The 24355-nt window shown below is 66.6% G+C and carries 24 protein-coding genes; 15 read left to right on the forward strand and 9 right to left on the reverse strand.

Going from position 1 to position 24355, the window contains the following annotated elements; all coding sequences use genetic code 11:
- Positions 1 to 2472 (reverse strand): NAD-dependent DNA ligase LigA, encoded by a 2472-nt coding sequence (gene ligA / locus N7573_RS07690; protein ID WP_279912693.1) that lies wholly within the window; start codon positions 2470 to 2472, stop codon positions 1 to 3.
- Between the two features lie 236 nt (positions 2473 to 2708).
- On the opposite strand from ligA, the gene N7573_RS07695 reads away from it, so the two are divergent.
- Entirely contained in the window at positions 2709 to 3833 is a 1125-nt protein-coding gene (locus tag N7573_RS07695) for a pyridoxal phosphate-dependent aminotransferase (RefSeq protein WP_279912690.1), read from the forward strand.
- Positions 3834 to 3951: 118 nt separating this feature from the next.
- On the opposite strand, the gene zipA is transcribed toward N7573_RS07695, so the two are convergent.
- Together zipA and smc are read right to left on the reverse strand one after the other, a co-directional pair.
- Positions 3952 to 4689 (reverse strand): cell division protein ZipA, encoded by a 738-nt coding sequence (zipA, locus tag N7573_RS07700; protein ID WP_006376490.1) that lies wholly within the window; start codon positions 4687 to 4689, stop codon positions 3952 to 3954.
- Between the two features lie 46 nt (positions 4690 to 4735).
- Entirely contained in the window at positions 4736 to 8239 is a 3504-nt protein-coding gene (gene smc, locus N7573_RS07705; protein ID WP_279912689.1) for a chromosome segregation protein SMC, read from the reverse strand.
- A 311-nt stretch (positions 8240 to 8550) separates the two neighbouring features.
- Between smc and N7573_RS07710 the strand changes: the two genes are divergently transcribed.
- Both N7573_RS07710 and N7573_RS07715 read left to right on the forward strand, forming a co-directional pair.
- Positions 8551 to 9159, forward strand: coding sequence for a DUF1963 domain-containing protein (locus tag N7573_RS07710; protein WP_277778220.1), 609 nt, complete (start codon positions 8551 to 8553; stop codon positions 9157 to 9159).
- A gap of 9 nt (positions 9160 to 9168) precedes the next feature.
- A complete protein-coding gene (locus N7573_RS07715; protein WP_279912688.1) occupies positions 9169 to 9603 on the forward strand; it encodes a hypothetical protein in 435 nt (144 codons plus the stop codon).
- Positions 9604 to 9733: 130 nt separating this feature from the next.
- Here N7573_RS07715 and rplI read toward each other — a convergent pair whose 3' ends face one another.
- The 4 genes from rplI to N7573_RS07735 form a co-directional block, all read right to left on the reverse strand.
- Positions 9734 to 10183, reverse strand: a complete 450-nt coding sequence (rplI, locus tag N7573_RS07720) for a 50S ribosomal protein L9 (protein ID WP_005410227.1) — start codon at positions 10181 to 10183, stop codon at positions 9734 to 9736.
- Positions 10184 to 10287: 104 nt separating this feature from the next.
- Complete coding sequence (gene rpsR, locus N7573_RS07725) at positions 10288 to 10518, reverse strand: 30S ribosomal protein S18 (protein WP_002804494.1); 231 nt, start codon at positions 10516 to 10518, stop codon at positions 10288 to 10290.
- Between the two features lie 11 nt (positions 10519 to 10529).
- Complete coding sequence (gene rpsF / locus N7573_RS07730; RefSeq protein WP_005410228.1) at positions 10530 to 10967, reverse strand: 30S ribosomal protein S6; 438 nt, start codon at positions 10965 to 10967, stop codon at positions 10530 to 10532.
- 243 nt (positions 10968 to 11210) lie between these two features.
- A complete protein-coding gene (locus tag N7573_RS07735) occupies positions 11211 to 11549 on the reverse strand; it encodes an iron-sulfur cluster assembly accessory protein (RefSeq protein ID WP_006376495.1) in 339 nt (112 codons plus the stop codon).
- A 128-nt stretch (positions 11550 to 11677) separates the two neighbouring features.
- Between N7573_RS07735 and asnS the strand changes: the two genes are divergently transcribed.
- The 12 genes from asnS (at position 11678) to N7573_RS07795 (ending at position 22215) form a co-directional block, all read left to right on the forward strand.
- The gene (gene asnS, locus N7573_RS07740) at positions 11678 to 13072 is read left to right on the forward strand and encodes an asparagine--tRNA ligase (RefSeq protein WP_279912687.1); all 1395 of its coding nucleotides are present in this window, start codon (positions 11678 to 11680) and stop codon (positions 13070 to 13072) included.
- A gap of 30 nt (positions 13073 to 13102) precedes the next feature.
- Positions 13103 to 13402, forward strand: coding sequence for a hypothetical protein (locus N7573_RS07745; RefSeq protein ID WP_005417403.1), 300 nt, complete (start codon positions 13103 to 13105; stop codon positions 13400 to 13402).
- Positions 13403 to 13409: 7 nt separating this feature from the next.
- Entirely contained in the window at positions 13410 to 13724 is a 315-nt protein-coding gene (locus tag N7573_RS07750; protein WP_006453002.1) for a hypothetical protein, read from the forward strand.
- Positions 13725 to 13730: 6 nt separating this feature from the next.
- Entirely contained in the window at positions 13731 to 14369 is a 639-nt protein-coding gene (locus tag N7573_RS07755) for an FMN-binding negative transcriptional regulator (protein ID WP_049400205.1), read from the forward strand.
- Positions 14370 to 14441: 72 nt separating this feature from the next.
- Positions 14442 to 15104, forward strand: coding sequence for a carbonate dehydratase (gene can, locus N7573_RS07760; protein WP_014037740.1), 663 nt, complete (start codon positions 14442 to 14444; stop codon positions 15102 to 15104).
- 19 nt (positions 15105 to 15123) lie between these two features.
- Positions 15124 to 15645 (forward strand): 3-hydroxyanthranilate 3,4-dioxygenase, encoded by a 522-nt coding sequence (locus N7573_RS07765; protein WP_049422134.1) that lies wholly within the window; start codon positions 15124 to 15126, stop codon positions 15643 to 15645.
- A 200-nt stretch (positions 15646 to 15845) separates the two neighbouring features.
- Complete coding sequence (gene kynU / locus N7573_RS07770; RefSeq protein ID WP_032127677.1) at positions 15846 to 17120, forward strand: kynureninase; 1275 nt, start codon at positions 15846 to 15848, stop codon at positions 17118 to 17120.
- A gap of 31 nt (positions 17121 to 17151) precedes the next feature.
- Positions 17152 to 18519 carry an NAD(P)/FAD-dependent oxidoreductase gene (locus tag N7573_RS07775; protein ID WP_279912686.1) on the forward strand — a complete coding sequence of 456 codons (1368 nt, stop codon included), beginning with the start codon at positions 17152 to 17154 and terminating at the stop codon, positions 18517 to 18519.
- Positions 18519 to 19958: an exodeoxyribonuclease I gene (gene sbcB, locus N7573_RS07780; protein ID WP_182266389.1), complete on the forward strand. Its 1440-nt coding sequence runs from the start codon at positions 18519 to 18521 to the stop codon at positions 19956 to 19958. Before N7573_RS07775 ends, sbcB begins: the two co-directional genes overlap by 1 nt.
- Entirely contained in the window at positions 19955 to 20641 is a 687-nt protein-coding gene (locus tag N7573_RS07785) for a DUF2461 domain-containing protein (RefSeq protein ID WP_032127674.1), read from the forward strand. The genes sbcB and N7573_RS07785 overlap by 4 nt, the downstream gene beginning before the upstream one ends.
- A complete protein-coding gene (locus N7573_RS07790) occupies positions 20641 to 21621 on the forward strand; it encodes an aldo/keto reductase (protein WP_279912685.1) in 981 nt (326 codons plus the stop codon). Before N7573_RS07785 ends, N7573_RS07790 begins: the two co-directional genes overlap by 1 nt.
- A gap of 42 nt (positions 21622 to 21663) precedes the next feature.
- Positions 21664 to 22215 (forward strand): DUF2939 domain-containing protein, encoded by a 552-nt coding sequence (locus N7573_RS07795; RefSeq protein ID WP_071227460.1) that lies wholly within the window; start codon positions 21664 to 21666, stop codon positions 22213 to 22215.
- Positions 22216 to 22575: 360 nt separating this feature from the next.
- Here the strand turns inward: N7573_RS07795 and N7573_RS07800 are convergent, their stop codons facing one another.
- The gene (locus N7573_RS07800) at positions 22576 to 23520 is read right to left on the reverse strand and encodes a 5'-nucleotidase (RefSeq protein ID WP_005417414.1); all 945 of its coding nucleotides are present in this window, start codon (positions 23518 to 23520) and stop codon (positions 22576 to 22578) included.
- A gap of 47 nt (positions 23521 to 23567) precedes the next feature.
- Positions 23568 to 24341, reverse strand: coding sequence for an NAD kinase (locus N7573_RS07805; RefSeq protein WP_006376667.1), 774 nt, complete (start codon positions 24339 to 24341; stop codon positions 23568 to 23570).
- Positions 24342 to 24355: the final 14 nt, after the last annotated feature.

Raw genomic sequence — 24355 nt, forward strand, 5'->3', positions numbered from 1 at the left:
TCATTCGTGTTCGGCGAGGTAGGCCAGCAGGCGGTCTTCGTCCCATACCGGCACGCCCAGCGACTGCGCCTTGTCCAGCTTGGAGCCGGCCTCGGTACCGGCCACCACGAAGCTGGTCTTCTTCGACACGCTGCCGGAGACCTTGGCACCCAGCGCTTCCAGGCGTTCCTTGGCGGCATCGCGGGTTAGCTGGGCCAGGGTGCCGGTCAGCACCACGGTCTGCCCATCCAGCGGGCCGGCCACGATCTCGGCCAGCGCCGGCGCCTTGGCCAGGATCTGCTGCATCGCCTTCTCGGCCGCCAGCAGCATCGCGCCATGGCCATCGGCATCGAGCCAGTCGGCCAGACCGCGCGCAGTGTCGTCCGGCAGGCCGGCGTTGACGAACTGGCCATGCTCGGCGTCGAGCACTGCTTGCGCGCCGGAAAGCGCAGAGATCAGTTTTTCGGCGCGCAGGCGGGTGATGCCAGGGATCTCCGATTCGACCAGCAGCTGCGCCAGATCCAGCCCTTCGCGCAGCTTGGCACTGGGCGCATGCACATCGCTGATGCGCACCTGACCGACCTGCAGCAGGTCATCGATGGCCTGCTGGTTGCCCTGCTGCTCGAAGAAATGACCCAGCGAACGCGCCACTTCGCCGCCGATGTCCGGCACACGCTTGAACAGCGGCCACGGCAGGTGGCGGATCAGCTCCAGGTCACCGAACCACTGCGCCAGCGCCTTGGCCGTGCTCTCGCCGACGTGCTCGATGCCAAGCGCGAACAGCAGGCGCTCCAGCGTGGCCGCACGGCTGGCATCGATCGCCGCGATCAGATTGTCGGCCCACTTGGTGGCGATCTTCTTCGTGTTCCATTCGAAGCTGGCCGGCTGTGCCAGCGCCTGTGCGCGCCAGCCCGGATCGTTGCCATCCAGCTTGAGCACCGCATTGAGCACCGCACCACTGCCTTCGGCGGGCAGGTGCAGCTTCAGCGCAGCCGCCAGTGCGGAAGGGTCCTCGGCATCCAGCACCAGCTTCAGATGCAGCAGCTGGTCACGGTTGAGCCGGTACAGATCGGCCACGCTTCTGACGATGCCGGCGTCGACCAGGGTTTCGATGTACTTGTCACCCAGGCCATCGATATCCATCGCGCGACGCGAGGCGAAATGGGCGATGGCTTCCTTGCGCTGCGCCGGGCAGGACAGTTCGCCCGAGCAGCGCCATGCGGCAGCACCTTCCTCGCGCACGATTTCCGAGCCGCACACCGGGCAGCGCGTCGGCATCTGCCACGGCGTGGTGCCCGGCGGGCGGCGATCAAGGATGACGCTGACCACTTCCGGAATTACATCACCGGCGCGGCGCACGATCACGCTGTCACCCACGCGCACATCCAGGCGTGCGATCTGGTCGGCGTTGTGCAACGTGGCGTTGGACACGATCACGCCGGCCACCGCCACCGGTGCCAGCCGCGCGACCGGTGTGGCAGCACCGGTGCGGCCGATCTGGATCTCGATCGCCTCTACCGTAGTGCTCTGTTCCTGCGCGGGGAACTTGTGCGCGATGGCCCAGCGCGGCGCACGCGAAACGAAGCCCATGGCCTGCTGGCCGGCGCGGTCATCCAGCTTGTAGACCACACCATCGATATCGAACGGCAGACCATCGCGGCGCTCACCGATATCGCGGTAGTAGCCGAGCAGGCCGTCGGTGCCTTCCACCACCTTGCACAGCTCACTGACCGGGAAGCCCCAGGCACCGAGCTGGGCCAGCGTGCCCGAATGGGTGTCTGGCAGCTCGCCGCCCTGCACTTCGCCGGTGCCGTAGGCGAAGAAACTCAACCTGCGCTGCGCACTGATCTTCGGGTCGAGCTGGCGCAGCGAACCGGCCGCCGCGTTGCGCGGATTGGCCAGCACCTTGCCGCCCTGCAGGCGCGCACGTTCGTTGTAGGCCTCGAAGTCGGCGCGGGCCATGTAGACCTCGCCACGCACCTCCAGCACATCCGGCCAGTCCTTGCCGTGCAGGCGCTTGGGAATATCACCGATCTCGCGCAGGTTGGCGGTCACGTCCTCGCCGGTACTGCCATCGCCGCGGGTCGCGCCGAGTACGAAATGACCGTCCTCGTAGCGCAGGCTGATCGCCAGGCCGTCCATCTTCGGCTCGGCCGAGAACCGCAGGCTGCGACGGCCCAGGCGCTCGTCGATGCGGCGTACGAAATCCGCCACTTCCTCGTCACTGAAGGCATTGGACAGCGACAGCATCGGCACAGCGTGGCGCACTTCCGGGAAGCGGCCGGACGGGCGCGCACCGACCTGCTGGGTCGGGCTGTCGGCACGGGCCAGCTCCGGATGCTCGCGCTCCAGCGCTTCCAGCTCGCGCACCATCCGGTCGTAGTCGACGTCGGGGATCTCCGGCGCGTCCAGCTCATGGTAGGCGCGGTTGGCCTGGGCGATCTGCCGGCGAAGGTCTTCGGCGCGTTCGGCGGGGCTGGGGCTCATCGGGATCCGGTGGTTCTGGGATGGCCGGGGATTCTACCGCGCCCGGCTGTCAGCCCCTGTAACGCCGCCGCCTTTTGTAGAGTTGAGCCAAGCTCGACTGCGCCTTTCCGTAGAGTCGAGCTTGCTCGACTGGCCTTCATGCACGGCCAAAGCAGTCGAGCAAGCTCGACTCTACAAAAGACGGCTTGCGGCGCATCCCCACCGGCGCTAGCGTGCCCTGGCTACCCTCCGGAATCCTACCCGTGACCCTGCCCGCTACCCGTCGACGCTTCCTGCAACTGGCCGGTGCTGGCCTCGCCGTCGCCGGCACCGGGCTGCCGCAGCTCGGCCATGCCCAACCCGCGACAGCCGCCGCCCCAGCCCCTGCCGAAGGCGCCGTACTACTGAACTTCAACGAATGCCCGTACGGCCCCTCGCCCGCCGCCCAGCAGGCGGCGCGCGACAGCATCGCCAGCTGCGGCCGCTACCGCTTCGCTCTGGCGGCACAGGTTCGCGATGCCTTCATCGAACAGGCGCGCATCCCGGCTGATCACGTGCGGCTGTATCCGGGTTCCAGCGAGCCGCTGAACCGCGCCGCCGTGCTATGGACCGGCCCGCAGGCGGGGCTGGTGGTGGCCGACCCAACCTTCGAGACGCTCGGCGAGGTCGCCGCCGCACACGGTGCACACGTGCAGAAAGTGCCGCTGCGCGAGGACGGTGCACACGATCTGCGTGCGATGGCCGCCGCCGCACACGCACGCCCGACCGGGCTGCTGTATGTGTGCAACCCGAACAACCCGACCGGCTCGATCAGCCCACCGGATGAGCTCGCCTGGCTGCTGGCCCACAAGCCCGCTTCCACCCGCGTGCTGTTGGACGAGGCGTATCTGCAGTACAGCGAACAGCCGAGCCTGATCGCGCAGGTGGCGCAGCGCGATGACCTGATCGTGTTGCGCACGTTCTCCAAGCTATATGGTATGGCCGGCCTGCGCCTGGGCGTGGCGGCCGCACATCCCGACCGCCTGCGCGAACTGGCCAGCCTGGGCGACAACCCGCTGCCGGTGTCGGCGCTGGCGGCGGCACTGGCCAGCCTGCGCGATCCGCAGTTGATTCCACAGCGCCGCCTGCAGAATGCCAAGGTGCGCCAGGCCACCATCGCATGGCTGGGCAAGCGTGGTTTCAGCTGCGTGCCGTCGGAAGCGAACTGCTTCGTGGTCGACGTGCAACGCGATGGCAGCGCGTTCGCCAAGGCGATGGCGGACAACGGCGTGGTGATCGGACGCAGCTGGCCGATCTGGCCACAGCGCGTGCGCGTGACCGTCGGCACCGAAGAGGAAATGGCCGCGTTCCGCCATGCGTTCGCGAAGGTGGCCGGCGTACCGGCCTGACCCTGTTGGTGGGGGCGAACCCTGGTTCGCCCCATCCACGCATGGCGTGGATCTACTGTTGTGGGTGCCGACCGTTGGTCGGGGTGGGTGCCGACCGTTGGTCGGCACGCCATGGCGCTTACCAGCGCGGGGTCTTGGTCAGCGGCGGGGCCTGGTGCTGGCGGTCGTAGGCGCGCAGCTCGTCACGGATGTGTGCGATGCGCTGGCGGCCCAGGGCATTGCGGCTGTCATCCAGCACCACGCCATCCAGCAGTTCAGCCATGCGCTGCACCGTCGGCAGCATCTTCTCCCAGGCGTCCAGCGCGGTCAGCGGCGCCGGCAGGGTCAGAAAGAAGGCGATGGCCGGGGTTTCCATGGCGCGGATATTGGCCATGTCGAAGCTGCCCGGCTTCATGATGCTGGCCATCGAGAAAATCGGTCCGCGCTCGGGGTGGCCTTCCACCAGACGGTGGAACACGTTCATGTGGCCGAACACCAGGCCGGTCTTCTCGGCCGCCACCACGATGTCTTCGCCACGCAGCTGTTCACCGGCCCGGGCAGCCACGAACAAGGAGACGATCTTGTCGAAATCCTGGGTGGCGCGCTTGCCGAGATCACTGGCGCCCGGGTCGGTTTCGCCCAGACCAAGTTCGGCCTGCTCGCCTTCCGTGCCCATGCCCGGTTCGACGCGGCCATCGGCCACGGCGACGCCGTCTTCGCCCAGTACCGGCTCGCGGCGCTCGCCGCTGGTCGGTTCCGCGCCTTCCACGCGACGCCCCTGGGGCTTCTTTTTCGGACGGCCAAACAGGAAGATCGCGGCGATCAACAGCAGGCCGGCGGCCAGGATGCCGATGCGCAACAGTGCCGTGTCGGACATTCGATAGGTTCTCCGGCTAGTTCATTCAGGTAACTAGGATGGCACGTCAGGCCGCGCCCGCCAATCGCGCGGCTTCTTCCAGGTCCACGCTGACCAGGCGGCTGACGCCCGGCTCGCGCATGGTCACGCCCGACAGCTGGTGCGCGGCCTCCATCGTCGCTTTGTTGTGGCTGACGAACAGGAACTGCACCTTTTCGCTCATTTCCTTGACCATGTTGGCCAGGCGGCCGACGTTGGCTTCGTCCAGCGGCGCGTCCACCTCGTCCAGCAGGCAGAACGGCGCGGGGTTCAGCTGGAAGATGGCGAACACCAGCGCCACCGCGGTCATCGCCTTCTCGCCGCCGGACAGCAGCGAGATGCTGGACACGCGCTTGCCCGGCGGACGCGCCATGATGGTCACACCGGTGTCGAGCAGGTCTTCACCGGTCAGTTCCAGGTAGGCGTGGCCGCCACCGAACAGGCGCGGGTACAGCGCCTGCACGCCAGCGTTGACACGATCGAAGGTGTCCTTGAAACGACCGCGGGTCTCGCGGTCGATCTTGCGGATGGCATCCTCAAGGGTTTCCAGCGCCGTGGTCAGGTCGGTGTGCTGCGAATCCAGGTAGTCCGAGCGCTGCGAAGCCTCGCCGTACTCGTGGATGGCGGCCAGGTTGACCGGCTCCAGCCGGCGCATGCGCCCATCGATCTGATGCACGGCCTGCTCCCAGTCGCCCAGGCGGGCGTCCTCGGGCAGTGCGTTGAGCACGTCCTGCAGCACGAAGCCGGCCTTCTCCACCGCGCCCTGCAGGGTGTCCGCGCTGAGCACCAGCGCCTGCTGGTCCAGCTTGCGCTGCGAGATTCGCTCGCGCTGGGCCAGCGCCTGTTCGTCGCGCTGGTGGCGGGTCTGCTCGTAATTGCGCAGCTCGGCGTCGATGCCGTCCAGCAGCGTGCGCGCCTCGGTCAGCACGCGATCGGCCCGCACGCGCTCTTCCAGTGCGTTCTGGTGCTCGGCCTGCAGCGATTCGACCGGCGAATCACCTTCATCCAGCTGCGAGTGCAGTTCGCCCAGTCGCGAATCCAGCTGTCCGCGCTGGGTACCCATGCGTTCCAGCGCCTGGCTCAGTGAAGCCAGCTGCGCACGCTGCGATTCCAGGGTCAGGGCCAGCGAATGCGAGCGCTCGCGCACCGCACGTGCGGCGTCGCGGGCCAGGTCGCGGGCCTCGGTCAGCTGGCGGCGCTCTCCCTCCAGCCGCTGCCGGGTCGATTCCAGGTCGCCCATGCTGCTGACCGCGTTCTCCAACCGCGAGCGCGCTTCACGCGCTTGTTCGTTGTTGGCTTCAATGGTTTCCTGCAGCTGCTTCAGCTCGCCCTCGATGCGATCGATGCGCGTGCGCGCTGCCTCCACCTTGCCCTGCTGGCCCTGCAGCTGGCCGGCCAGTTCGGACACCGCACGATGGGCCTGGTACAGCGCACGCTGCGCGTCTTCGCGCTGCTGTTCGGCAGCCTGCAGCTGCTCTCGGAAGCCGGCCAGCTGTTCTTCCAGTTCGGCCTCGCGGTCCTGCAGCTGCTCGATCTGCTCACGCAGCTCCTGGATCTCACGTTCGCGCAGCAGCGCGCCCTGCTGGGCTGCACCGGAGCGCGATACGCGCAGCCAGCCCTGGCCCAGGCGCTCGCCACTCTGGGTGATGATCGAATCGCCTTCCGGAAGGCTGGCCTGCAGCACCTTGGCCTCGGACAGATCCCTGGCACCGTGCAGGTGCGCCAGCAGGCGCCGGATCGCTGCCGGGCCACGCACGCGTGCAGCCAGCGAGGTCGGCGCGACCTTCAGGTCCGCGCCATCGTTGGCGACCAGCGCAATGTGGCCCTCGCCCAGTTCGCCCAGCGCGTCGACCAGGCTGGCCGGGTCATCGACCAGCACGCCTTCGATCAACTGGCCGAGCGCGCTTTCCACCGCGTTTTCCCAGCCGGCGTCAACGTCCAGGCGTTCGCCGACACGCGCTGCCGAATCCAGCCCACGCGCCTTCAGCCAGGCCACGGCAGCGCCCTGCTCCTGGCCCAGCGCGGCCTGCTGCAGGGTTTCCAGCGAAGCCAGGCGACCGCGCAGGCCGTTGGCCTGCTTGCGCAGTTCGGCCAGTTCGTTCTGGCCATTGCGCTGCTGTTCCTGCACTTCCGCCACGCCCTGCTTGCGCAGCTCGACGTCTTCGCTCAATTCATCCAGCGCGGTCTTCTGCGTGTCGTGCTGCAGGTGCAGCTGCTCGAAAGCTTCTTCCAGCGCATCCACGTCCAGCCCGGCGCGCTCGGCGGACAAGGCTTCACGACGCCGGTCGGCATCGAGGATCTGCTTGTCCAGGTAGTCCACGCGCGTGCGCTCGACGTCGCCGGCGCGCGAGGCTTCCGAACTCTGCGAGGTGTGCTGTTCCCAGCGCTGCTGCCAGCTGGCCAGCCGGTCTTCAGCCTCGCGCAGGCTTTCCTGCTTTATCTCGTTTTCTTCCTGCAGTTCTTCCAGCTGCGGGGTGGCGGCCTCTACCGCCTCCCGCAGCACCCTCAGCTTGGCCTCGTCGCCACTGATGTGCTGCCCCAGTTCGGCCAGGGCCTGCTGGGTTTCGTCGCGCGCCTTGTGCAGGCGCTGCGACAGCTCGCGCTGGTGCTGGATCTGCTGCTCCAGGCGGGCCAGGGTGCTGCCGACCTGATAGACCGCCGCCTGCGCGGTGTTGAGCGCATCGGCGGCCTCTTCGCGACGCACGCGCGAGGTTTCGATGCGGGCCTCTGCGTCGCGCTGATCGGCGATCAGCTGCTGCAGCTTGGTCTCTTCCTGCGACAGGCCTTCGCGCAGCTTCGACAGGCGCCCATCGAGGCCACGGAATTCCAGCGCCTTCCACTCGGCATCCTTGATCCGGCGCTCTTCCTGCAGCGCCTGGTACTGCTCGGCCTGCTTGGCCTGGCGCTTGAGGTGTTCGAGCTGCTTGCTGATCTCGTCGCGCAGGTCGCCCAGCCGGTCCAGGTTCTCGCGGGTGTGGCGGATGCGGGTCTCGGTCTCCTTGCGGCGCTCCTTGTACTTGGAGATGCCGGCCGCCTCCTCCAGGTACACGCGCAGGTCTTCCGGGCGCGCCTCGATGATCTGGCTGATCATGCCCTGTTCGATGATCGAGTAGCTGCGCGGGCCCAGGCCGGTGCCGAGGAACAGGTCGGTGATGTCGCGGCGGCGGCACTTGGTGCCGTTGAGGTAATAGTTGCTGGTGCCGTCGCGGCTGACCGTGCGCTTGACCGAGATTTCGTTGAACGAGGCGTACTCGCCCGAGATCGTGTGGTCGGAGTTGTCGAAGATCAGCTCGACGGTGGCCTGCGAGACCGGCTTGCGGGCATTGGAGCCGGAGAAGATCACGTCGGTCAGCGAGTCGCCACGCAGGCGGCTGGCCGAGCTCTCGCCCATGACCCAGCGCACGGCGTCGATGATGTTCGACTTGCCGCAGCCATTGGGGCCCACCACGCCGGTCATGTTGGTCGGCAGGTGCAGGGTGGTCGGATCGACGAACGACTTGAAGCCGGACAGCTTGATCGTGGAAAGACGCATGGCGTGATTGGGTTCCAACAGGCGCTTTGGGGGCGTCCGTATTGTGGATGTCAGGTCAGCCAGCACCTCAAGCCATTGATTTCAAAAGAATTCAATGAAGCCAAGGGTGACACAATGGAATGAGTATAACGGCGCGAATGTTCCACGGGCGGGATGACCGGCCGAGAATGCCCGTACACGTACTCCGTTTCACGCTTGAATGTCACTTTCGGACCGCGCAGCCCCCTCCCCAATGAACCAAATATTTGATTTTAAAATGTATTTTTTGAGTCAGCCTAGCCAGCCACGTCTCCAGGCTGCAGCATGGACCGATGAACAGCCCCAGCCAGCCTTCCTACCAGGAGCTGAAGTTTGAGCACCTTGGCCAAGCCCGGGATCGCGCCTTTCTTGGAGGCAATCCATACCTGCCTCCCGATACTCCCTGGCCTTGCGACGCAAAGGCGAAGCCGATGCTTCATCTTGCGAGCCTGCCTGCACCCTTCGTTCAAACGCATGCCCAGAAGATCGAAATCAGAGCTGATCTCTGCGTGTCGATCTTCACGCCTTATGACGTTATTGACGATGCCTACATCGAAACCGCTCTACTGACTGGCGGACGTGTCATCGCTTACGCACCCCACGAATCCGGTCCAGACAGCGCAGCGCCCCCTTTTTATCCGCGCCTGATCACCACTGCCACGGCCTCCATCCCGGATGACGCCGCGAACGGAATCGCCAAGATTGGCGGAATTCCCGTCTGGCTTCAGGACGATTGCACCGATGGACGGGAATTCATCCTCCAGATCAACGGCTCCCGATTGAACCGGGCAGCACCGACGCATCGAGGAATCCTGATCGGCGGAATGGGCTATCTATTGCTTGATCGCAACATTCCCTCACCTTCGATGGATTGCGGTCGATTCGTCATCCAGACCACTTGAGAGCTGCCCATGCAGATACAGATCAGCGGCCATTACGGCGATCCGCCGTCAGGCGCTCTTTTTGCCCCACTCCAGAGACAGCTGAACATCTGCTTCGATCGTCATGTGACGGGGAACTATCTTCGATCCATCACCAAATTCGGAGTCGTTCTTCGGGTCTCCGGGACGATTGTGGCATTCGAACAGAGTGGACCAGACCGCTTGAAGCTGTTCCTAAAAAAGCAGCTATTGACCATGGATATGGTCTACGCCTGCCAGCCCTGGAAAACCATCGACAGAAACGCCCTCGTGCCCGTTGTATCAGCAGACATGGCGACCTGTATCGGCATGATGATCGAACGGGCGCGTCGCGCCGGAGAACTGCTCCAGCACGAGCAGCTGCGGACAGATGCTGCCAGTGCACTCGCGGAGTTTGAGCGCCACTTCCTGGTTGAGGCCGTCTAGCAGGAAGTGATGCAGGGCGAAGATCAAGTCGAGCATGGCTCGACTCTACATGTCCCGCGCTCGCCCAAAACAAAACGGGCACCCTTGCGGGCGCCCGTTCTGCGGTGATGCCAGGCCTTGCGGCGTGGGATCAGGCTTCGGCGACGACGACGACCTTGACGGTGGTCTCGACGTCAGCGTGCAGGTGGACCAGCACGTCGTATTCGCCGATGTTGCGGAAGGCGCCTTCGCCCAGGATCACTTCGCTCTTTTCCAGCGGCAGGCCGGCGGCGGTGAAGGCCTCGGCGATGTCGCGCGGGCCAACCGAGCCGTACAGCTTGCCTTCGGTCGAAGCGTTGGCGGCGATGGTCACGCTCGCGCCTTCCAGCTTGGCCTTGCGGCCTTCGGCGTCAGCGTGGATGGCCTGGGCCTTGGCTTCGTATTCGGCGCGCTTGGCTTCGAACTCGGCCTTGTTGCTCTCGGTGGCCGGCACGGCCTTGCCCTGCGGCACGAGGAAGTTACGGCCGTAGCCCGGCTTCACGTCGACCAGGTCGCCCAGGTTGCCGAGGTTGGTGACTTTCTGCAGGAGGATCAGCTGCATGGTATTGCTCCAGATAAGTTATTCGTTAGCGAGGCGATGCCCCGCAACAAAGGCTGTCCGAATAGCTGGCACAGCGGGGGCGGCGCCGGGCCGCCCCGCTGGCATCAGACGTCGTGGTTGTCGGTGTACGGGATCAGGGCCAGGAAGCGAGCGCGCTTGACGGCGGTCGCCAGCTGGCGCTGGTACTTCGACTTGGTACCGGTGACGCGGCTCGGCACGATCTTGCCGTTCTCGGTCAGGTACTGGCGCAGGGTGTTGAGATCCTTGTAGTCGATCTCCTTCACACCTTCAGCAGTGAACTTGCAGAACTTGCGGCGACGGAAGAACTTGGACATGGGAAGGCTCCTTAGGCGGCGGAAGCGGCGTCGTCGCCGGCTTCGTTGTCAGCGGTGTTGTTGGACTCGCCTTCTTCGTCGTCACGACGACGGCGCTCACCGCGCTCCGGCTTGTCACCCTTCTCGTCCTTGCTCTTCATGATCAGCGACTGCTCGGTGTCAGCCTCGTCACGCTTGATGACCAGGTTGCGCAGCACGGCGTCGTTGAACCGGAAGCTCTCGGTCAGTTCGTTCAGAACGGCCTGGTCGGCTTCGATGTTCATCAGCACGTAGTGGGCCTTCACCAGGTTCTGGATCGGGTACGCCAGCTGGCGGCGGCCCCAGTCTTCCAGACGGTGGATGGTGCCGTTGCCGTTCTCGACCAGCGACTTGTAGCGCTCGATCATGGCCGGGACCTGCTCGCTCTGGTCCGGGTGGACCATGAACACGATTTCGTAATGACGACTCATGTTTTTTCTACCTTTCGGATGTGGCCTTGCGGCCGGACAGCCCCCCGCCGTTGATACCGCGGTGGGGCAAGGATTCCCGCCGGGGAGGCAGGAAGCCGCGCATTATGGCGCAGATGGGGATGGCGGGCAACCGGGGGCACCCGACCTTCTGAACCGGGGTGCCCTGCCCCCGGTGCCGATCAAGGTCGGCACCCACCAGGCGGGTAGCGCCGGGCCATGCCCAGCGGGCGCCAAAGCCGCGCGTCAGGCCTTGTCGGCGTCGGTAGTGAAGCTCTCGCCGCAGCCACACTCGGCGGTGGCATTGGGGTTGCTGAACGTGAACGTTTCGCTCAGGCCGTGCTTGCCGAAGTCGATCACGGTGCCGTCCACCAGCGCCAGGCTCTTGGCATCGACGTAGATCTTCACGCCGTCCTGGTCGAACACGGTATCGCCCTCGCGCTCGTCGCGGGCCAGGTCGGTGATGTGACCCCAGCCCGAGCAACCGGTCTTGGTCACGCCGAAACGCAGGCCCAGCGCGCCGGGGGTCTGGGCGACAAAGCGCTGCACGCGCTCGAAGGCAATGGGGGTCAGGCTGACGGCCATGGGGCTACTCCAGAGGTACGGGGACATTATAAGGAGCCGTTGCCACGAAAAATGCCTCGCAAGCAGAACGCTGCAACCGGTAAACTCCCGTGTTCACAGATCGAGTCGATCAGCAGAGGATTCAAGTCATGACGGTGGTCAGCGTTGAACATGCGCTTGCCGGGAAGATCCCGGAAGGCGGCGAAGTCACGGTACGCGGATGGGTGCGCACGGTGCGCGGTTCAGCGAATCTGGCCTTCGTGAATGTGAGCGACGGCTCCTGCTTCGCGCCGATCCAGGTCGTGGCCGGCGACAGCCTGGCCAACTTCGATGAGATCAAGCGCCTGACCAGCGGCTGCTCGGTCATCGCCACCGGCACCCTGGTGAAGTCGCAGGGCAAGGGCCAGTCATTCGAGATCCAGGCCAGCACGCTGGACGTGGTCGGCTGGGTCGAAGACCCGCTCACCTACCCGATCCAGCCCAAGCCGATGTCGCCGGAGTTCCTGCGCGAAGTGGCGCACCTGCGCCCGCGCACCAACCTGTTCGGCGCGGTCACCCGCATCCGCAACTGCCTGGCCCAGGCCGTGCACCGTTTCTTCCACGAGAACGGCTTCAACTGGATCAGCACCCCGATCATCACCACCTCCGACGCCGAAGGCGCCGGCCAGATGTTCCGCGTGTCCACCCTGGACATGGTGAACCTGCCGCGTGACGAGAAGGGCGCGATCGATTTCGGCCGCGACTTCTTCGGCAAGGAAACCTTCCTGACCGTGTCCGGCCAGCTGAACGTCGAGGCCTACTGCCTGGCGCTGAGCAAGGTCTACACCTTCGGCCCGACCTTCCGCGCCGAGAACAGCCACACCACCCGCCACCTGGCGGAGTTCTGGATGATCGAGCCGGAAATCGCCTTCGCCGACCTGGCCGAAGACGCGCGCCTGGCCGAAGAGTTCCTGAAGTACCTGTTCCGTGCGGTGCTGAACGAGCGTGGCGACGACCTGGCCTTCATCGCCGAGCGCGTGGACAAGAACGCGATCACCAAGCTGGAAGACTTCATCAATGCGCCGTTCGAGCGCATCGACTACACCGATGCGGTCAGCCTGCTGCAGAAGTCCGGCAAGAAGTTCGACTTCCCGGTCGAATGGGGCCTGGACCTGCAGACCGAGCACGAGCGCTGGCTGACCGAAGAACACGTCGGCCGCCCGGTGGTGGTGACCAACTATCCGGAGCACATCAAGGCCTTCTACATGCGCCTGAACGACGACGGCAAGACCGTTGCCGCGATGGACGTGCTGGCCCCGGGCATCGGCGAGATCATCGGCGGCAGCCAGCGCGAAGAGCGCCTGGACGTGCTGGACGCGCGCATGGCCCAGTTCGGCCTGGATCGTGAGCACTACAGCTGGTATCGCGACTTCCGCCGCTATGGTTCGGTGCCGCACGCCGGCTTCGGCCTGGGCTTCGAACGCCTGGTGGTGTACGTCTGCGGGCTGTCCAACATCCGCGATGCGATCCCCTACCCGCGCGCCCCGGGCAGCGCGGACTTCTAAGCCCCACACGACCACGGAGGTACCGCTCCCATGACCCTGTTCTTCGCCCTCTGTTTCGTCGGCGTTGCAGTGGCCGGGTTCAGTGCCTTCGTGATCTTCTGGCCGCTGACCCTGGTGCACGTACGCGATCGCCATCCGGCGCTCGCCGAGCGCTTCGGCAGCGGCGCCTTCCTCAAGCCCGATGCCCTGGCCTGGCTGCTGCGCCGTGACTATCGCCAGCAGCCGGACCGCTCGCTGTCCGGGCTGGCGACGCCGGCCTGGGTATCGCTGCTGACCCTGCTGGCCGGACTGGGCATGGCCGCCCTGCTCTGGCTGGCCTCGCTCTGGTAACACATCCATGAATGACATCACCGCCTCGCGCGACAGCTGGTGGCTGGCCAGCCTCGGCAACACCCTGATCTGGGCGCGCCTGCGCGTGCGCCCGGCCGGCACCGCCGAAGTGCTCGACAGCGATGGCAACACGCTGAGCTATGACAGCGAAGACACCGCGCGTTCGCAGCTGTTCGACGCCGAATTCGTCGAGTACGACGGCCTGGACGAGGAAGACGCGCTGGTGCGCGGCTTCAGCCTGCACGAAGTGCAGCCGCCGCAGGCCGACAGCGATGAGGGCCTGCGCGGCCGCATGATCCAGTCGCTGGGCGGGCGCGCCTGACCCTGCATGTTCACCCCGCGCGCCTTCGCCGAGACCGACCTGCTCTGGCTGGACCGCCTGCTGGCGCGCGACCCGTTCGTTACCGTGCTTACGCCCGGCAGCGATGGCCTGCCGGAGCTGACCCGGATGCCGGTGCTGTACCGGCGTGACGGCGACCAGATCGAACTGCGCGGCCACTGGGCGCGCGCCAACCCGCAGTCGCGCCACCGCGGCGCGGCCAAGGTACTGATCGATGGTCCGCATGGCTACGTCTCAGCCAGCTGGTATCCGGACAAGGAACCCGCTGCGCGGGTACCCACCTGGAACTACGCCGCCGCCGAGCTGCGTGGCCAGCTGCAGACCTTCGACGATACCGAGGCGCTGGCCGAACTGGTCGGCGCGATCAGCGACCGCTTCGAAGCCAGTGTCGGCCAGGCCTGGCAGTTCGATGCCACGCGTGCCGAACATGGCCCGGAGCTGCGCGCCATCGTCGGCTTCCGCTTCCAGGTCGAACAGGTGCAGCTGAAGCTCAAGCTGAGCCAGAACCATCCCGATGCGAACCAGCGCGCGGTGATCGCCGAACTGGAACAGCTGGGCACCCCCGCTTCCACCGAGTTGGCGCAGTGGATGCGCTGGCACCGCGAACAGGCCGCCCGCAGCGACTGAACGCCCCAGATTCCCGCGACGACGCAGCCGGACGGCTGCGGCGAGCCCCCACCCTACGCCAGGGACCCATACATGAAAGACATCCACAAACTGCTGCAGAACAACCGCGACTGGGCCGACCGCATCGAGAAGGAAGACCCCGAGTTCTTCCACCAGCTCGCCAAGCAGCAGCACCCCGAATACCTGTGGATCGGCTGTTCCGATTCGCGCGTGCCGGCCAACCAGATCATCGGCATGGCCCCGGGCGAAGTGTTCGTGCACCGCAACGTCGCCAACGTGGTCGCCCACACCGATCTGAACTGCCTGAGCGTGGTGCAGTACGCGGTGGACCAGCTGAAGGTGAAGCACATCCTGATCGTCGGCCACTACGGCTGCGGCGGCGTGCATGCCTGCCTGCACAACACCCGCGTCGGCCTGGCCGACAACTGGCTGCGCCACGTTGGCGACGTGATGCAGAAGCACACCGGCATCCTCGATGCGATCGAGACCGACGAGCTCAAGCACGCACGCCTGTGCGAACTGAACGTGATCGAGCAGGTGGCCAACCTGTGCCGCTCGACCATCGTGCAGGACGCCTGGGCCCGCGGCCAGAAGCTGATGGTGCACGGCTGGGTCTACAGCCTGAAGGACGGACGCGTGCGCGAGATGGGCATCGACGTCGGTTCGCAGGAAGAGCTGCAGCCCGCCTATGAAAAGGCCCTGTCCTACGTCCCGCGCAAGGGCAAGCGCGACTGATCCCTTACGGATGACCACCATGCTCGCTTCGCCGATCAACCTGCACGCCTGGATCGAAGAAAACCGCCACCTGCTGAAGCCGCCGGTGGGCAACAAGATGATCGACAACGGCGACTTCATCGTGATGGTGGTGGGCGGGCCGAACTCGCGTACCGACTTCCACTACGACGAAGGCCCGGAGTGGTTCTACCAGCTCGAAGGCGAGATGGTGCTGAAGGTGCAGGAAGACGGCGCGGTGCGCGACATTCCGATCCGCGCCGGCGAGATCTTCCTGCTGCCGGCAAAGGTGCCGCACTCGCCGCGGCGCCCGCCCGGTGGTATCGGCCTGGTGGTCGAGCGCAAGCGCCTGCCGCACGAGATGGACGGCGTGATCTGGCATTGCGAACGCTGCAACCACAAGCTGCACGAAGAGTATTTCCCGCTGCAGAACATCGAGACCGACCTGCCCAAGGTGTTTGCGCGCTATCACGCCAGCCTGGAACTGCGTACCTGCAGCGAGTGCGGGCACGTGGACCCGCTGCCGGCGCCAGCGGCGGGCTGAGCCATCGAACGGTAGTTCCCCACCTTGGTGGGCGCTTGCCCCCGCTCTGGTAGTTGCCCACCTTGGTGGGCGCTTGCTTGTACGTGCGCCAACCAAGGTTGGCGAAAACCGGGTCATGCGGCGCTGGCGTTGGGTTGGCAGCTACCGGGCCATGCCCCAGGCGCTACACTGGCGGTCCCGTTGCAGCCTGTTGCCCGACCATGTCCGACCTGCTCAGCCGCACCCACGCCATTGCCCTGGACGCCGCCGATCCGCTGCGCCCGCTGCGCAATGAATTCCTGATTCCGCGCCATGGCGGCGGCGAGCAGACCTACTTCGTCGGCAACTCGCTGGGCCTGCAGCCGCGTGGCGCGCAGGCGGCCGTGCAGGAAGTGATGAAGCAGTGGGGCGAGCTGGCGGTGGAAGGCCACTTCACCGGCCCGACACAGTGGCTGTCCTACCACCGCCTGGTGAGCGCGCAGCTGGCCCGCGTGGTCGGTGCGCTGCCCAGCGAGGTAGTTGCAATGAACACGCTGAGCGTGAACCTGCACCTGATGATGGTCAGCTTCTACCGGCCCACGGCCGAGCGCCCGGTGATCCTGATGGAAGCCGGCGCATTCCCGACCGATCGCCACGCGGTGGAAGCACAGATCCGCTTCCATGGCTTCGACCCGGCCGAGTGCCTGGTGGAAGTGCAGCCGGACGAGGCCAACGGCACGATTTCACTGACCGCGATCGAGCATGCCATCGCCGAGCACGGTTCACGCCTGGCGCTGGTGCTGTGGCCCGGCGTGCAGTACCGCACCGGCCAGGCCTTCGACCTCGATGCGATCACCCGCGCCGCACGTCTGCAGGGCGCGCGTATCGGCTTCGACCTGGCACACTCGGTCGGCAACCTGCCGCTGCGCCTGCATGACGTGGCCCCTGATTTCGCCGTGTGGTGCCACTACAAGTACCTCAACAGCGGCCCGGGCGCGGTTGCCGGCGCCTTCGTCCACGAGCGCCATCACCGCGACACCAGCCTGCCGCGCTTTGCCGGCTGGTGGGGCCATGAGGAATCCACCCGCTTCCAGATGGCACCGCAGTTCACGCCGGCCATCGGTGCCGAAGGCTGGCAGCTGAGCAATCCGCCAATCCTCGGCCTGGCGCCGCTGCGCGCCTCGCTGGACCTGTTCGAGCGCGCCGGCATGGAGGCGCTGCGCAGCAAGTCGCTGGCACTGACCGGCATGCTCGAAGCACTGGTCCGTGCGCGCCTGTCCGGCGTGCTGGACATCATCACCCCGGCCGAGCCGCAGCGCCGTGGCTGCCAGTTGTCGCTGCGCGTGATCGGTGGCCGCGAGCGCGGCCGTGCGCTGTTCGAGCATCTGCGCGGCATCGGCGTGCTCGGCGACTGGCGCGAACCCGACGTGATCCGCATCTCGCCCACCCCGCTCTACAACCGCTACTTGGACGTGCACCACTTCGTCGAGGAAGTGGAAGCCTGGGCCGGCCTCTAAGCCGGCCCCTCCCCTACTGCTGGACAGTTCGTTGATCGCACACGCTTCCCGCTCGTTGAGCATTATCGGTGCCGGCCTTGCCGGGTCCCTGCTGGCCATCCTGCTGTCACGCCAGGGCTGGCGCATCACCTTGTACGAACGCCGCGGCGATCCACGCGTGGCCGACTACGAGAGCGGCCGCTCGATCAACCTGGCGTTGGCCGAGCGTGGGCGCAACGCACTGCGTCAGGCGGGCGTGGAAGACGAGGTGATGGCGCGCGCGGTGATGATGCGCGGGCGCATGGTGCACCCGCGCGAGGGCGAACCGCAGCTGCAGCGCTATGGCCGCGACGACAGCGAAGTGATCTGGTCGATCCACCGCAGCGACCTGAACACCACGCTGCTGGAGCTGGCCGAACAGGCCGGCGCCACCGTGCACTTCCATCGCCGCCTGCACACCGTTGATTTCGACGCCGGCTACGCGCGTTTCATCGATGACCGCGACGACAGCCCGCACGACATCCGCTTCGACACCCTGATCGGTGCCGACGGCGCCGGTTCGGCCCTGCGCGCGGCGATGAACCGGCGTGCGCCGCTGGGCGAGGACATCGCCTTCCTCGACCACTCCTACAAGGAGCTGGAGATCCCGCCGGCCGCCGACGGCAGCTTCCGCATCGAGCGCAACGCGCTGCACATCTGGCCGCGCGGCCACTACATGTGCATCGCCCTGCCCAACCACGAAGGCACCTTCACCGTCACCCTGTTCCTGCCCAACCAGGGCGATCCCAGCTTCGCGACGGTCAACACCGGCGCGCAGGCCGAAGCGCTGTTCGCACGCGAGTTCGCCGACACCCTGCCGTTGATCCCGAACCTGCGCGCGGACTGGGAGCAGCACCCGCCGGGCCTGCTTGGCACGCTCACCCTGGAACGCTGGCACCAGCAGGGCCGCGCGGTGCTGATCGGCGACGCCGCGCATGCGATGGTGCCGTTCCACGGCCAGGGCATGAACTGCGCGTTCGAGGACTGCGTTGCGCTGGCCCGCCACCTGATGGAGGCGGATGATCTGGAAGGCGCGTTCGCCGCGTTCGAAGCCGAGCGCAAGCCGAATGCACGTGCCATCCAGCGGATGGCACTGGAGAACTACCTGGAGATGCGTGACCGCGTGGCCGATCCCGCCTTCCTGCTGCAGCGCGAGCTGGAACAGGAACTGCAGCGGCGCTGGCCGACCCGCTTCGTACCGCACTACACGATGGTCACTTTCCTGCACACGCCGTACGCCGAGGCGCTGCGCCGCACCGAACTGCAGCGCGACATGCTGGTGGCCGCCACCGCCGGTCACGATTCACTGGACAACATCGACTGGACCGCACTGGAAGCACAGATCCACGCCCAGCTACCGGTCCTGGAGGGCGCGCACTGATGGCTGACAGCTTCCTGTTCTACGACCTGGAAACCTTCGGCCAGGACCCGCGGCGCACGCGCATCTCGCAGTACGCCGCGATCCGTACCGACGCCGATCTCAACGAAATCGACACGCCGGTCAGCTTCTTCGTGCGCCCGGCCGATGACCTGCTGCCCTCGCCGATGGCCACCCTGGTCACCGGCATCACCCCGCAGCAGGCACTGGCCGAGGGCATCAGCGAAGCCGAGGCCTTCGATCGCATCAACGAGCAGCTGTCGCGCCCCGGCACCTGTGCGCTGGGCTACAACACGCTGCGCTTCGACGATGAATTCGTCCGCTACGGCCTGTTCCGCAACTTCCACGACCCGTACGAACGCGAGTGGCGCAACGGCAATTCGCGCTGGGACCTGCTGGACATGCTGCGGCTGATGCGCGCGATGCGCCCGGACGGCATCCAGTGGCCGCTGCGCGAGGATGGCGCCACCTCGTTCAAGCTCGAGCACCTGGCCGAGGCCAACAACGTGCGCGAAGGCGATGCGCACGAAGCGCTGTCCGACGTACGCGCCACCATCGGCATGGCACGCCTGTTCAAGCAGTCGCAGCCACGCCTGTGGGAGTACGCGCTGAAGCTGCGCGACAAACGCTTCGTCGGCAGCCTGCTGGACGTGGCCGCGATGAAGCCGGTACTGCACATTTCCATGCGCTACCCGGCCAGTCGCCTGTGCGCGGCCCCGGTGCTGCCGCTGGCCGCGCACCCGACCATCAACAACCGGGTGATCGTGTTCGACCTGGAAGGCGAGATCGACGATCTGCTGGAACTGCCGGCCGAGGTGATCGCACAGCGCCTGTACATGCGCGCCAGCGAGCTGCCCGAAGGCGTGGCGCGGGTGCCGCTGAAGGAAGTGCACCTGAACAAGGTGCCCGCGCTGATCGCCTGGAACCACCTGCGCGCCGATGACCACGCGCGCCTCGGCCTGGACGTGGCCGCGATCGAGGCCAAAGTGGAACGCCTGCGCGCGTTCGCCCCGCAGCTGGCCGAGAAGGCCCGGCAGGTCTACAACCAGCCCCGCGCCGCCACCGTGGCCGATGTCGATGCCTCGCTCTACGACGGCTTCCTCGGCAATGGCGACAAGCCGCTGCTTGCGCTGGCACGCACCACCGCGCCGGAGCAGCTGGCCGCGCTGGAAGGCCGCTTCCGCGACCCGCGCCTGCCGGAGCTGCTGTTCCGCTACCGCGCGCGCAATCATCCCGACAGCCTCGCGCCGGCTGAACGCCAGCGCTGGCAGGATTACCGCCGCCAGCGCCTGCTCGGAGACGGCGGGCTGGGCGAACTCAACCTGCCCCAGTACCAGCAGCAGCTCGATGCACTGGCCGCTGAAGCGCCCGACGATGCACGGCGCCAGGCCCTGCTGCAATCGCTGCGCGACTGGGGCCAGCACCTGCAGGAGACCTTGTGAGTACCTATTTCTCGGACGCCAGCTTCAAGTTCCTGCGCAGCCTGGCGCGGCATAACGACAAGGCGTGGTTCAACGACCACCGCCAGCAGTATGAAGACCACGTGCGGCAGCCATTCCTGCGCCTGCTGGGTGACCTGCAGCCGGCGCTGGCCGAGGTCAGCGACCACTTCCGCGCCGATACCCGCGGCGTCGGCGGCTCGCTGTTCCGCATCCATCGCGACGCGCGCTTCTCCAACGACAAATCCCCGTACAAGACCTGGCAGGGTGCACGCCTGTTCCATGAGCGCCGCCGCGAGGTGGCCGCGCCCTCGTTCTACGTGCACCTGCAGCCGGGCGAGAGCTTCGTCGGTGCCGGCCTGTGGCATCCGGAACCGGAGACCCAGCGCCGCGTGCGCCACTTCATCCTCGACAACCCCGGCAGCTGGAAGGCCGCAGCGCATGCACCGGCCCTGCGCAAGCGCTTCGACTTCGAAGAGAGCGAGAAGCTGGTGCGTCCGCCGCGCGGCTTCCCGGCCGACTTCGAATTCATCGACGACCTCAAGCACCGCAACTGGGTGATGTGGCGCTCGCTGGACGACGCCACCATGACCGGCCCGCGCCTGCTGTCCACGCTGGGCAAGGACCTGGCCGCGCTCGGCCCGTTCGTCGACTACCTGTGCGCGGCGCTGGACCTGGAATTCTGATGCCGTTGGCACAGCAACGCCGCACGCTGGGCCGCACCGGCCTGCCGATTTCGCCGGTGGGCCTGGGCTGCTCCGGCTTCTGGGGGCATCGCCGCTTCCCGGAACAGTCGGCAGCGCACGTGGTCGAGCATGCACTGGCACAGGGCGTGAACCTGTTGGACACCGGCCACAACTATTCCGGTTTCCACGCCGAGCCGCGGCTGGGCCGCATCCTGCGCCCGTTGCTGAAGCGATACCCGCGCGAGTCGCTGGTGATTTCCAGCAAGGGCGGCACACTGACCGGCCAGGCCGGCGTCAGCGGCGCCGAGCAACGCAATTTCTCGCCGGCAGCCATCACTGCCAGCTGCGAGGCCTCGCTGCGCAACCTCGGCCTGGATTACCTGGATATCTACCAGCTGCACGGTGCCAGCCAGCACGACATCAACGATGACCTGCTGGCCGCGCTGCAACGCCTGCGCGAACGCGGGCTGATCCGGCACACCGGCATCAATACGCACACGGCATCGACCCTGCGCTGGATGATCGACCATCCCACGCTGTTCGACGTGGTGCTTCTGGACTACAACGCCCTGCAGCAGGACCGTGAACCCCTCATCGACCAGTTGCACGCAGTGGGCATCGGCGTACTGGCCGGCACCGTGCTGGCGCAGGGCCATCTGCTGCCACCACGCCCGCGCCTGCCACGACCGGCGGATGCCTGGTATCTGGCCAGGGCTTGGCTAAAACCGAGCAGCCGCACACTGATGCACAGCGCACGCAACATGCGGAAGACGCTGGCCGCCATCCGCAGCCAGCGCCCCGCCCAGACCGCGTTTGCCTACGCCCTGGGCCATCCCGGCGTGGCCAGTGGCATCCTGGGTACCACCCGCACCGCCAGCCTGGAAGAAGTACTGGCAACGCGGCTTGAGGCACTGACCGCAGCCGAACGCCAGCAGCTGGTGGACGCCTTCGGTGATGGCCGCGGATCTCCCAGTCATTGAGTCTTCACCCCATGCTGCTGCGGTTGCGGCAGTCTGGGCGGCATGAAGAAACTCACCGCACTCGTTGGGCTGTTGGTCCTGGCCTTGGCCGCATGGTGGTTCGGCGGCCCGTACATGACCGTCAATGGCCTGTCCAAGGCCATCGAGCAACGCGACACCGCGCGCCTGGAGCGTTACGTCGATTTCCCGCGCGTGCGCAGCAGCCTGCGCGCGCAGCTCAATGACTATCTGGTGCGCCAAGCCGGCCCGGATGTGGCGGCCAGCCCGTTCGGTGCCCTGCTGTACGGGCTGGGCGACCAGCTTGGTGGTGCCGCGGTGGACACCATGGTGACCCCGACCGGGATCGGCGCGATGCTGCAGGGTCACGTGCTGTGGAAGCGCGGCCGCAATGAACTGCAAGGCGGCGATGCCTTCGGCGCGACCGAACCCGCACGGCCGCTGAAGCATGCCGAACATCATTTCGAAGCGCTCGACCGCTTCGTGATCGATGTCGATCGCGGTCCCGGCCAGCCGCCGATGAAGGTGGTGCTGGAACCGCAGGGCCTGCGCTGGAAGGTGGTGGACCTGCAGCTGGGGATGTCCGGCAGCCCTTGACGGGACCCGTGGCCTGACGGCAATGCCAACCAAGGTTGGCGACTACCGGGGCATGGCGCTCTGGTAGATGCCCACCTTGGTGGGCATGGATCCAGGACGGCGCCAACCAAGGTTGGCGACTACAGGGGTACAGCGCTCTGGTAGATGCCCACCTTGGTGGGCATGCATCCAGGACAGCGCCAACCAAGATTGGCGACTACCGGGGTACAGCGCTCTGGTAGATGCCCACCTTGGTGCGCATGCATCCAGGACAGCGCCAACCAAGGTTGGCACCTACCGGAGTACAGCGCTGTGGTAGATGCCCACCTTGGTGGGCATGGATCCAGGACGGCGCCAACCAAGGTTGGCAACTACCAGACCCTATCCTTCGTTGGCAACGCCATGCGGCACGTGGCCGGCGGCTACATGCTCTCGGGCGCTGTCGATGTTGTGCTGCGAATCATCGAAGAAGATGTCGGCGCCGAACGCCTGCAGGAACGGGCCCTTGTGGCGGCCACCGAGGAACAGCGCTTCGTCCAGGCGCACACCCCACTCACGCAGGGTGCGGATCACCCGTTCGTGCGCAGGTGCCGAACGCGCGGTCACCAGTGCGGTGCGGATCGGTGCACTGTCTCCGGCCGGGAACACTTCCTGCAGCGTGTGCAGCGCCGATAGGAAGCCACGGAACGGCCCGCCGCTGAGCGGCTCTCGGGCGCGCTCGCGTTCGTGGCGGCCAAAGGCTTCCACGCCCTGCTCGCGCGAAATGCGCTCACTCTCGTCGCCGAAGATCACGGCGTCACCGTCAAAGGCGATGCGCAGCTGGCCGGCCGGGCGACCGGTATCGATCTGGTCGGCCGCCGCGGCGGCGGTTTCGCCAGGCGGCTTGGGCAGGATGGTCGCCGCCGCGATGCCATGGCGCAGCGCGCTGCGCACCGATTCGGGGTTGGCCGACAGGAACAGGTCGGTACCGAACGGCTTCACGTACGGCCAGGTCGGCTCGCCGGCGGTGAACGTCGCGCGGATGATGCCCAGGCCGTAGTGCTGGATCGAATTGAAGATGCGCAGGCCGGTATCGGCCGAATTGCGCGACAGCAGGATCACCTCGACCCGCGGGTTCTCCGGGCTGGCGCCCTGGTTCAGCGCCAGCAACTTGCGCACCACCGGGAAGGCCACGCCGGGCCCGAGGATATCGTCCTCGTGCTGGCGCTGGAATTCGGCATAGGCCGCCACGCCATCGCTCTCGAACAGCGCATGGCTTTCCTCGAGGTCGAACAGGGCGCGCGAGGTCACCGCGACGGTCAGCAAACGGGGGGAGTTGTCGCCCATCGGTGGGGGTCCTTCAAGCGGTCGGCGGGGCCGGCCGCCTATTGTCGTCAAAAAACGAACTGTTCGCTCAGGATCCGGTCTTCCAGGTTGTGCTCCGGGTCGAACAGCAGGGTCACGCGGCGGTCCTTCGACTCGCGGATGGTCACCTCGACCACGTCGCGGGTCTCGTGCGAATCCGCTGTAACGCTGACCGGGCGCTTGTACGGATCAAGCACGCGGAAACGCACCTCGGTGTCGGCCTTGAGAATCGCCCCGCGCCAGCGTCGCGGCCGGTAAGGGGCCAACGGCGTCAGCGCGATGGTATGCGAGCCCAGCGGCAGCACCGGTCCGTGCGCGGAATAGTTGTAGGCGGTGCTGCCGGCCGGGGTGGCCACCAGCACGCCGTCACCGATCAGCTCGGCCACGCGTTCCTGGCCGTTGAGGTCGATGCCGATATGCGCGGCCTGCCGGGTCTGGCGCAGCAGCGACACATCGTTGTAGGCCAGCGAACCGGTGCTGGTGCCCGACTCGGTCAGCGCCACCATTTCCAGCGGGCGCAGGTTGGCCGGTTCGGCACGGGCAATGCGGGCCTGCACGTCGTCGTCGCCGCGGTACTGGTTCATCAGGAAGCCGACCGTGCCCAGTTTCATGCCGAATACCGGCTTGCCCAGGTGCCCATGCCGGTGCAGGGTCTGCAGCATGAAGCCATCGCCGCCCAGTGGGCACAGCACGTCGGCCTGTTCCGGCGCGTGGTCGCCATAGCGCGAGACCATCGCCGCGCGGGCCATCTGCGCGGGCTCGGTGGTGCTGGCCAGGAAAGCGATGCGGGGGGTGTCGCTCATCGGTGGATCCGGGG

The organism is Stenotrophomonas sp. GD04054 (assembly GCF_029836955.1).
Classification (GTDB): Bacteria; Pseudomonadota; Gammaproteobacteria; order Xanthomonadales; family Xanthomonadaceae; genus Stenotrophomonas; species Stenotrophomonas maltophilia_A.

Coding starts and splice junctions, on each gene's coding strand:
- zipA (WP_006376490.1), bottom strand. CDS start 4,689: ATGTCCGACACGGCACTGTTGCGCATCGGCATCCTGGCCGCCGGCCTG.
- smc (WP_279912689.1), bottom strand. CDS start 8,239: ATGCGTCTTTCCACGATCAAGCTGTCCGGCTTCAAGTCGTTCGTCGAT.
- N7573_RS07710 (WP_277778220.1), top strand. CDS start 8,551: ATGAACAGCCCCAGCCAGCCTTCCTACCAGGAGCTGAAGTTTGAGCAC.
- N7573_RS07715 (WP_279912688.1), top strand. CDS start 9,169: ATGCAGATACAGATCAGCGGCCATTACGGCGATCCGCCGTCAGGCGCT.
- rplI (WP_005410227.1), bottom strand. CDS start 10,183: ATGCAGCTGATCCTCCTGCAGAAAGTCACCAACCTCGGCAACCTGGGC.
- rpsR (WP_002804494.1), bottom strand. CDS start 10,518: ATGTCCAAGTTCTTCCGTCGCCGCAAGTTCTGCAAGTTCACTGCTGAA.
- rpsF (WP_005410228.1), bottom strand. CDS start 10,967: ATGAGTCGTCATTACGAAATCGTGTTCATGGTCCACCCGGACCAGAGC.
- N7573_RS07735 (WP_006376495.1), bottom strand. CDS start 11,549: ATGGCCGTCAGCCTGACCCCCATTGCCTTCGAGCGCGTGCAGCGCTTT.
- asnS (WP_279912687.1), top strand. CDS start 11,678: ATGACGGTGGTCAGCGTTGAACATGCGCTTGCCGGGAAGATCCCGGAA.
- N7573_RS07745 (WP_005417403.1), top strand. CDS start 13,103: ATGACCCTGTTCTTCGCCCTCTGTTTCGTCGGCGTTGCAGTGGCCGGG.
- N7573_RS07750 (WP_006453002.1), top strand. CDS start 13,410: ATGAATGACATCACCGCCTCGCGCGACAGCTGGTGGCTGGCCAGCCTC.
- N7573_RS07755 (WP_049400205.1), top strand. CDS start 13,731: ATGTTCACCCCGCGCGCCTTCGCCGAGACCGACCTGCTCTGGCTGGAC.
- can (WP_014037740.1), top strand. CDS start 14,442: ATGAAAGACATCCACAAACTGCTGCAGAACAACCGCGACTGGGCCGAC.
- N7573_RS07765 (WP_049422134.1), top strand. CDS start 15,124: ATGCTCGCTTCGCCGATCAACCTGCACGCCTGGATCGAAGAAAACCGC.
- kynU (WP_032127677.1), top strand. CDS start 15,846: ATGTCCGACCTGCTCAGCCGCACCCACGCCATTGCCCTGGACGCCGCC.
- sbcB (WP_182266389.1), top strand. CDS start 18,519: ATGGCTGACAGCTTCCTGTTCTACGACCTGGAAACCTTCGGCCAGGAC.
- N7573_RS07790 (WP_279912685.1), top strand. CDS start 20,641: ATGCCGTTGGCACAGCAACGCCGCACGCTGGGCCGCACCGGCCTGCCG.
- N7573_RS07795 (WP_071227460.1), top strand. CDS start 21,664: ATGAAGAAACTCACCGCACTCGTTGGGCTGTTGGTCCTGGCCTTGGCC.
- N7573_RS07800 (WP_005417414.1), bottom strand. CDS start 23,520: ATGGGCGACAACTCCCCCCGTTTGCTGACCGTCGCGGTGACCTCGCGC.
- N7573_RS07805 (WP_006376667.1), bottom strand. CDS start 24,341: ATGAGCGACACCCCCCGCATCGCTTTCCTGGCCAGCACCACCGAGCCC.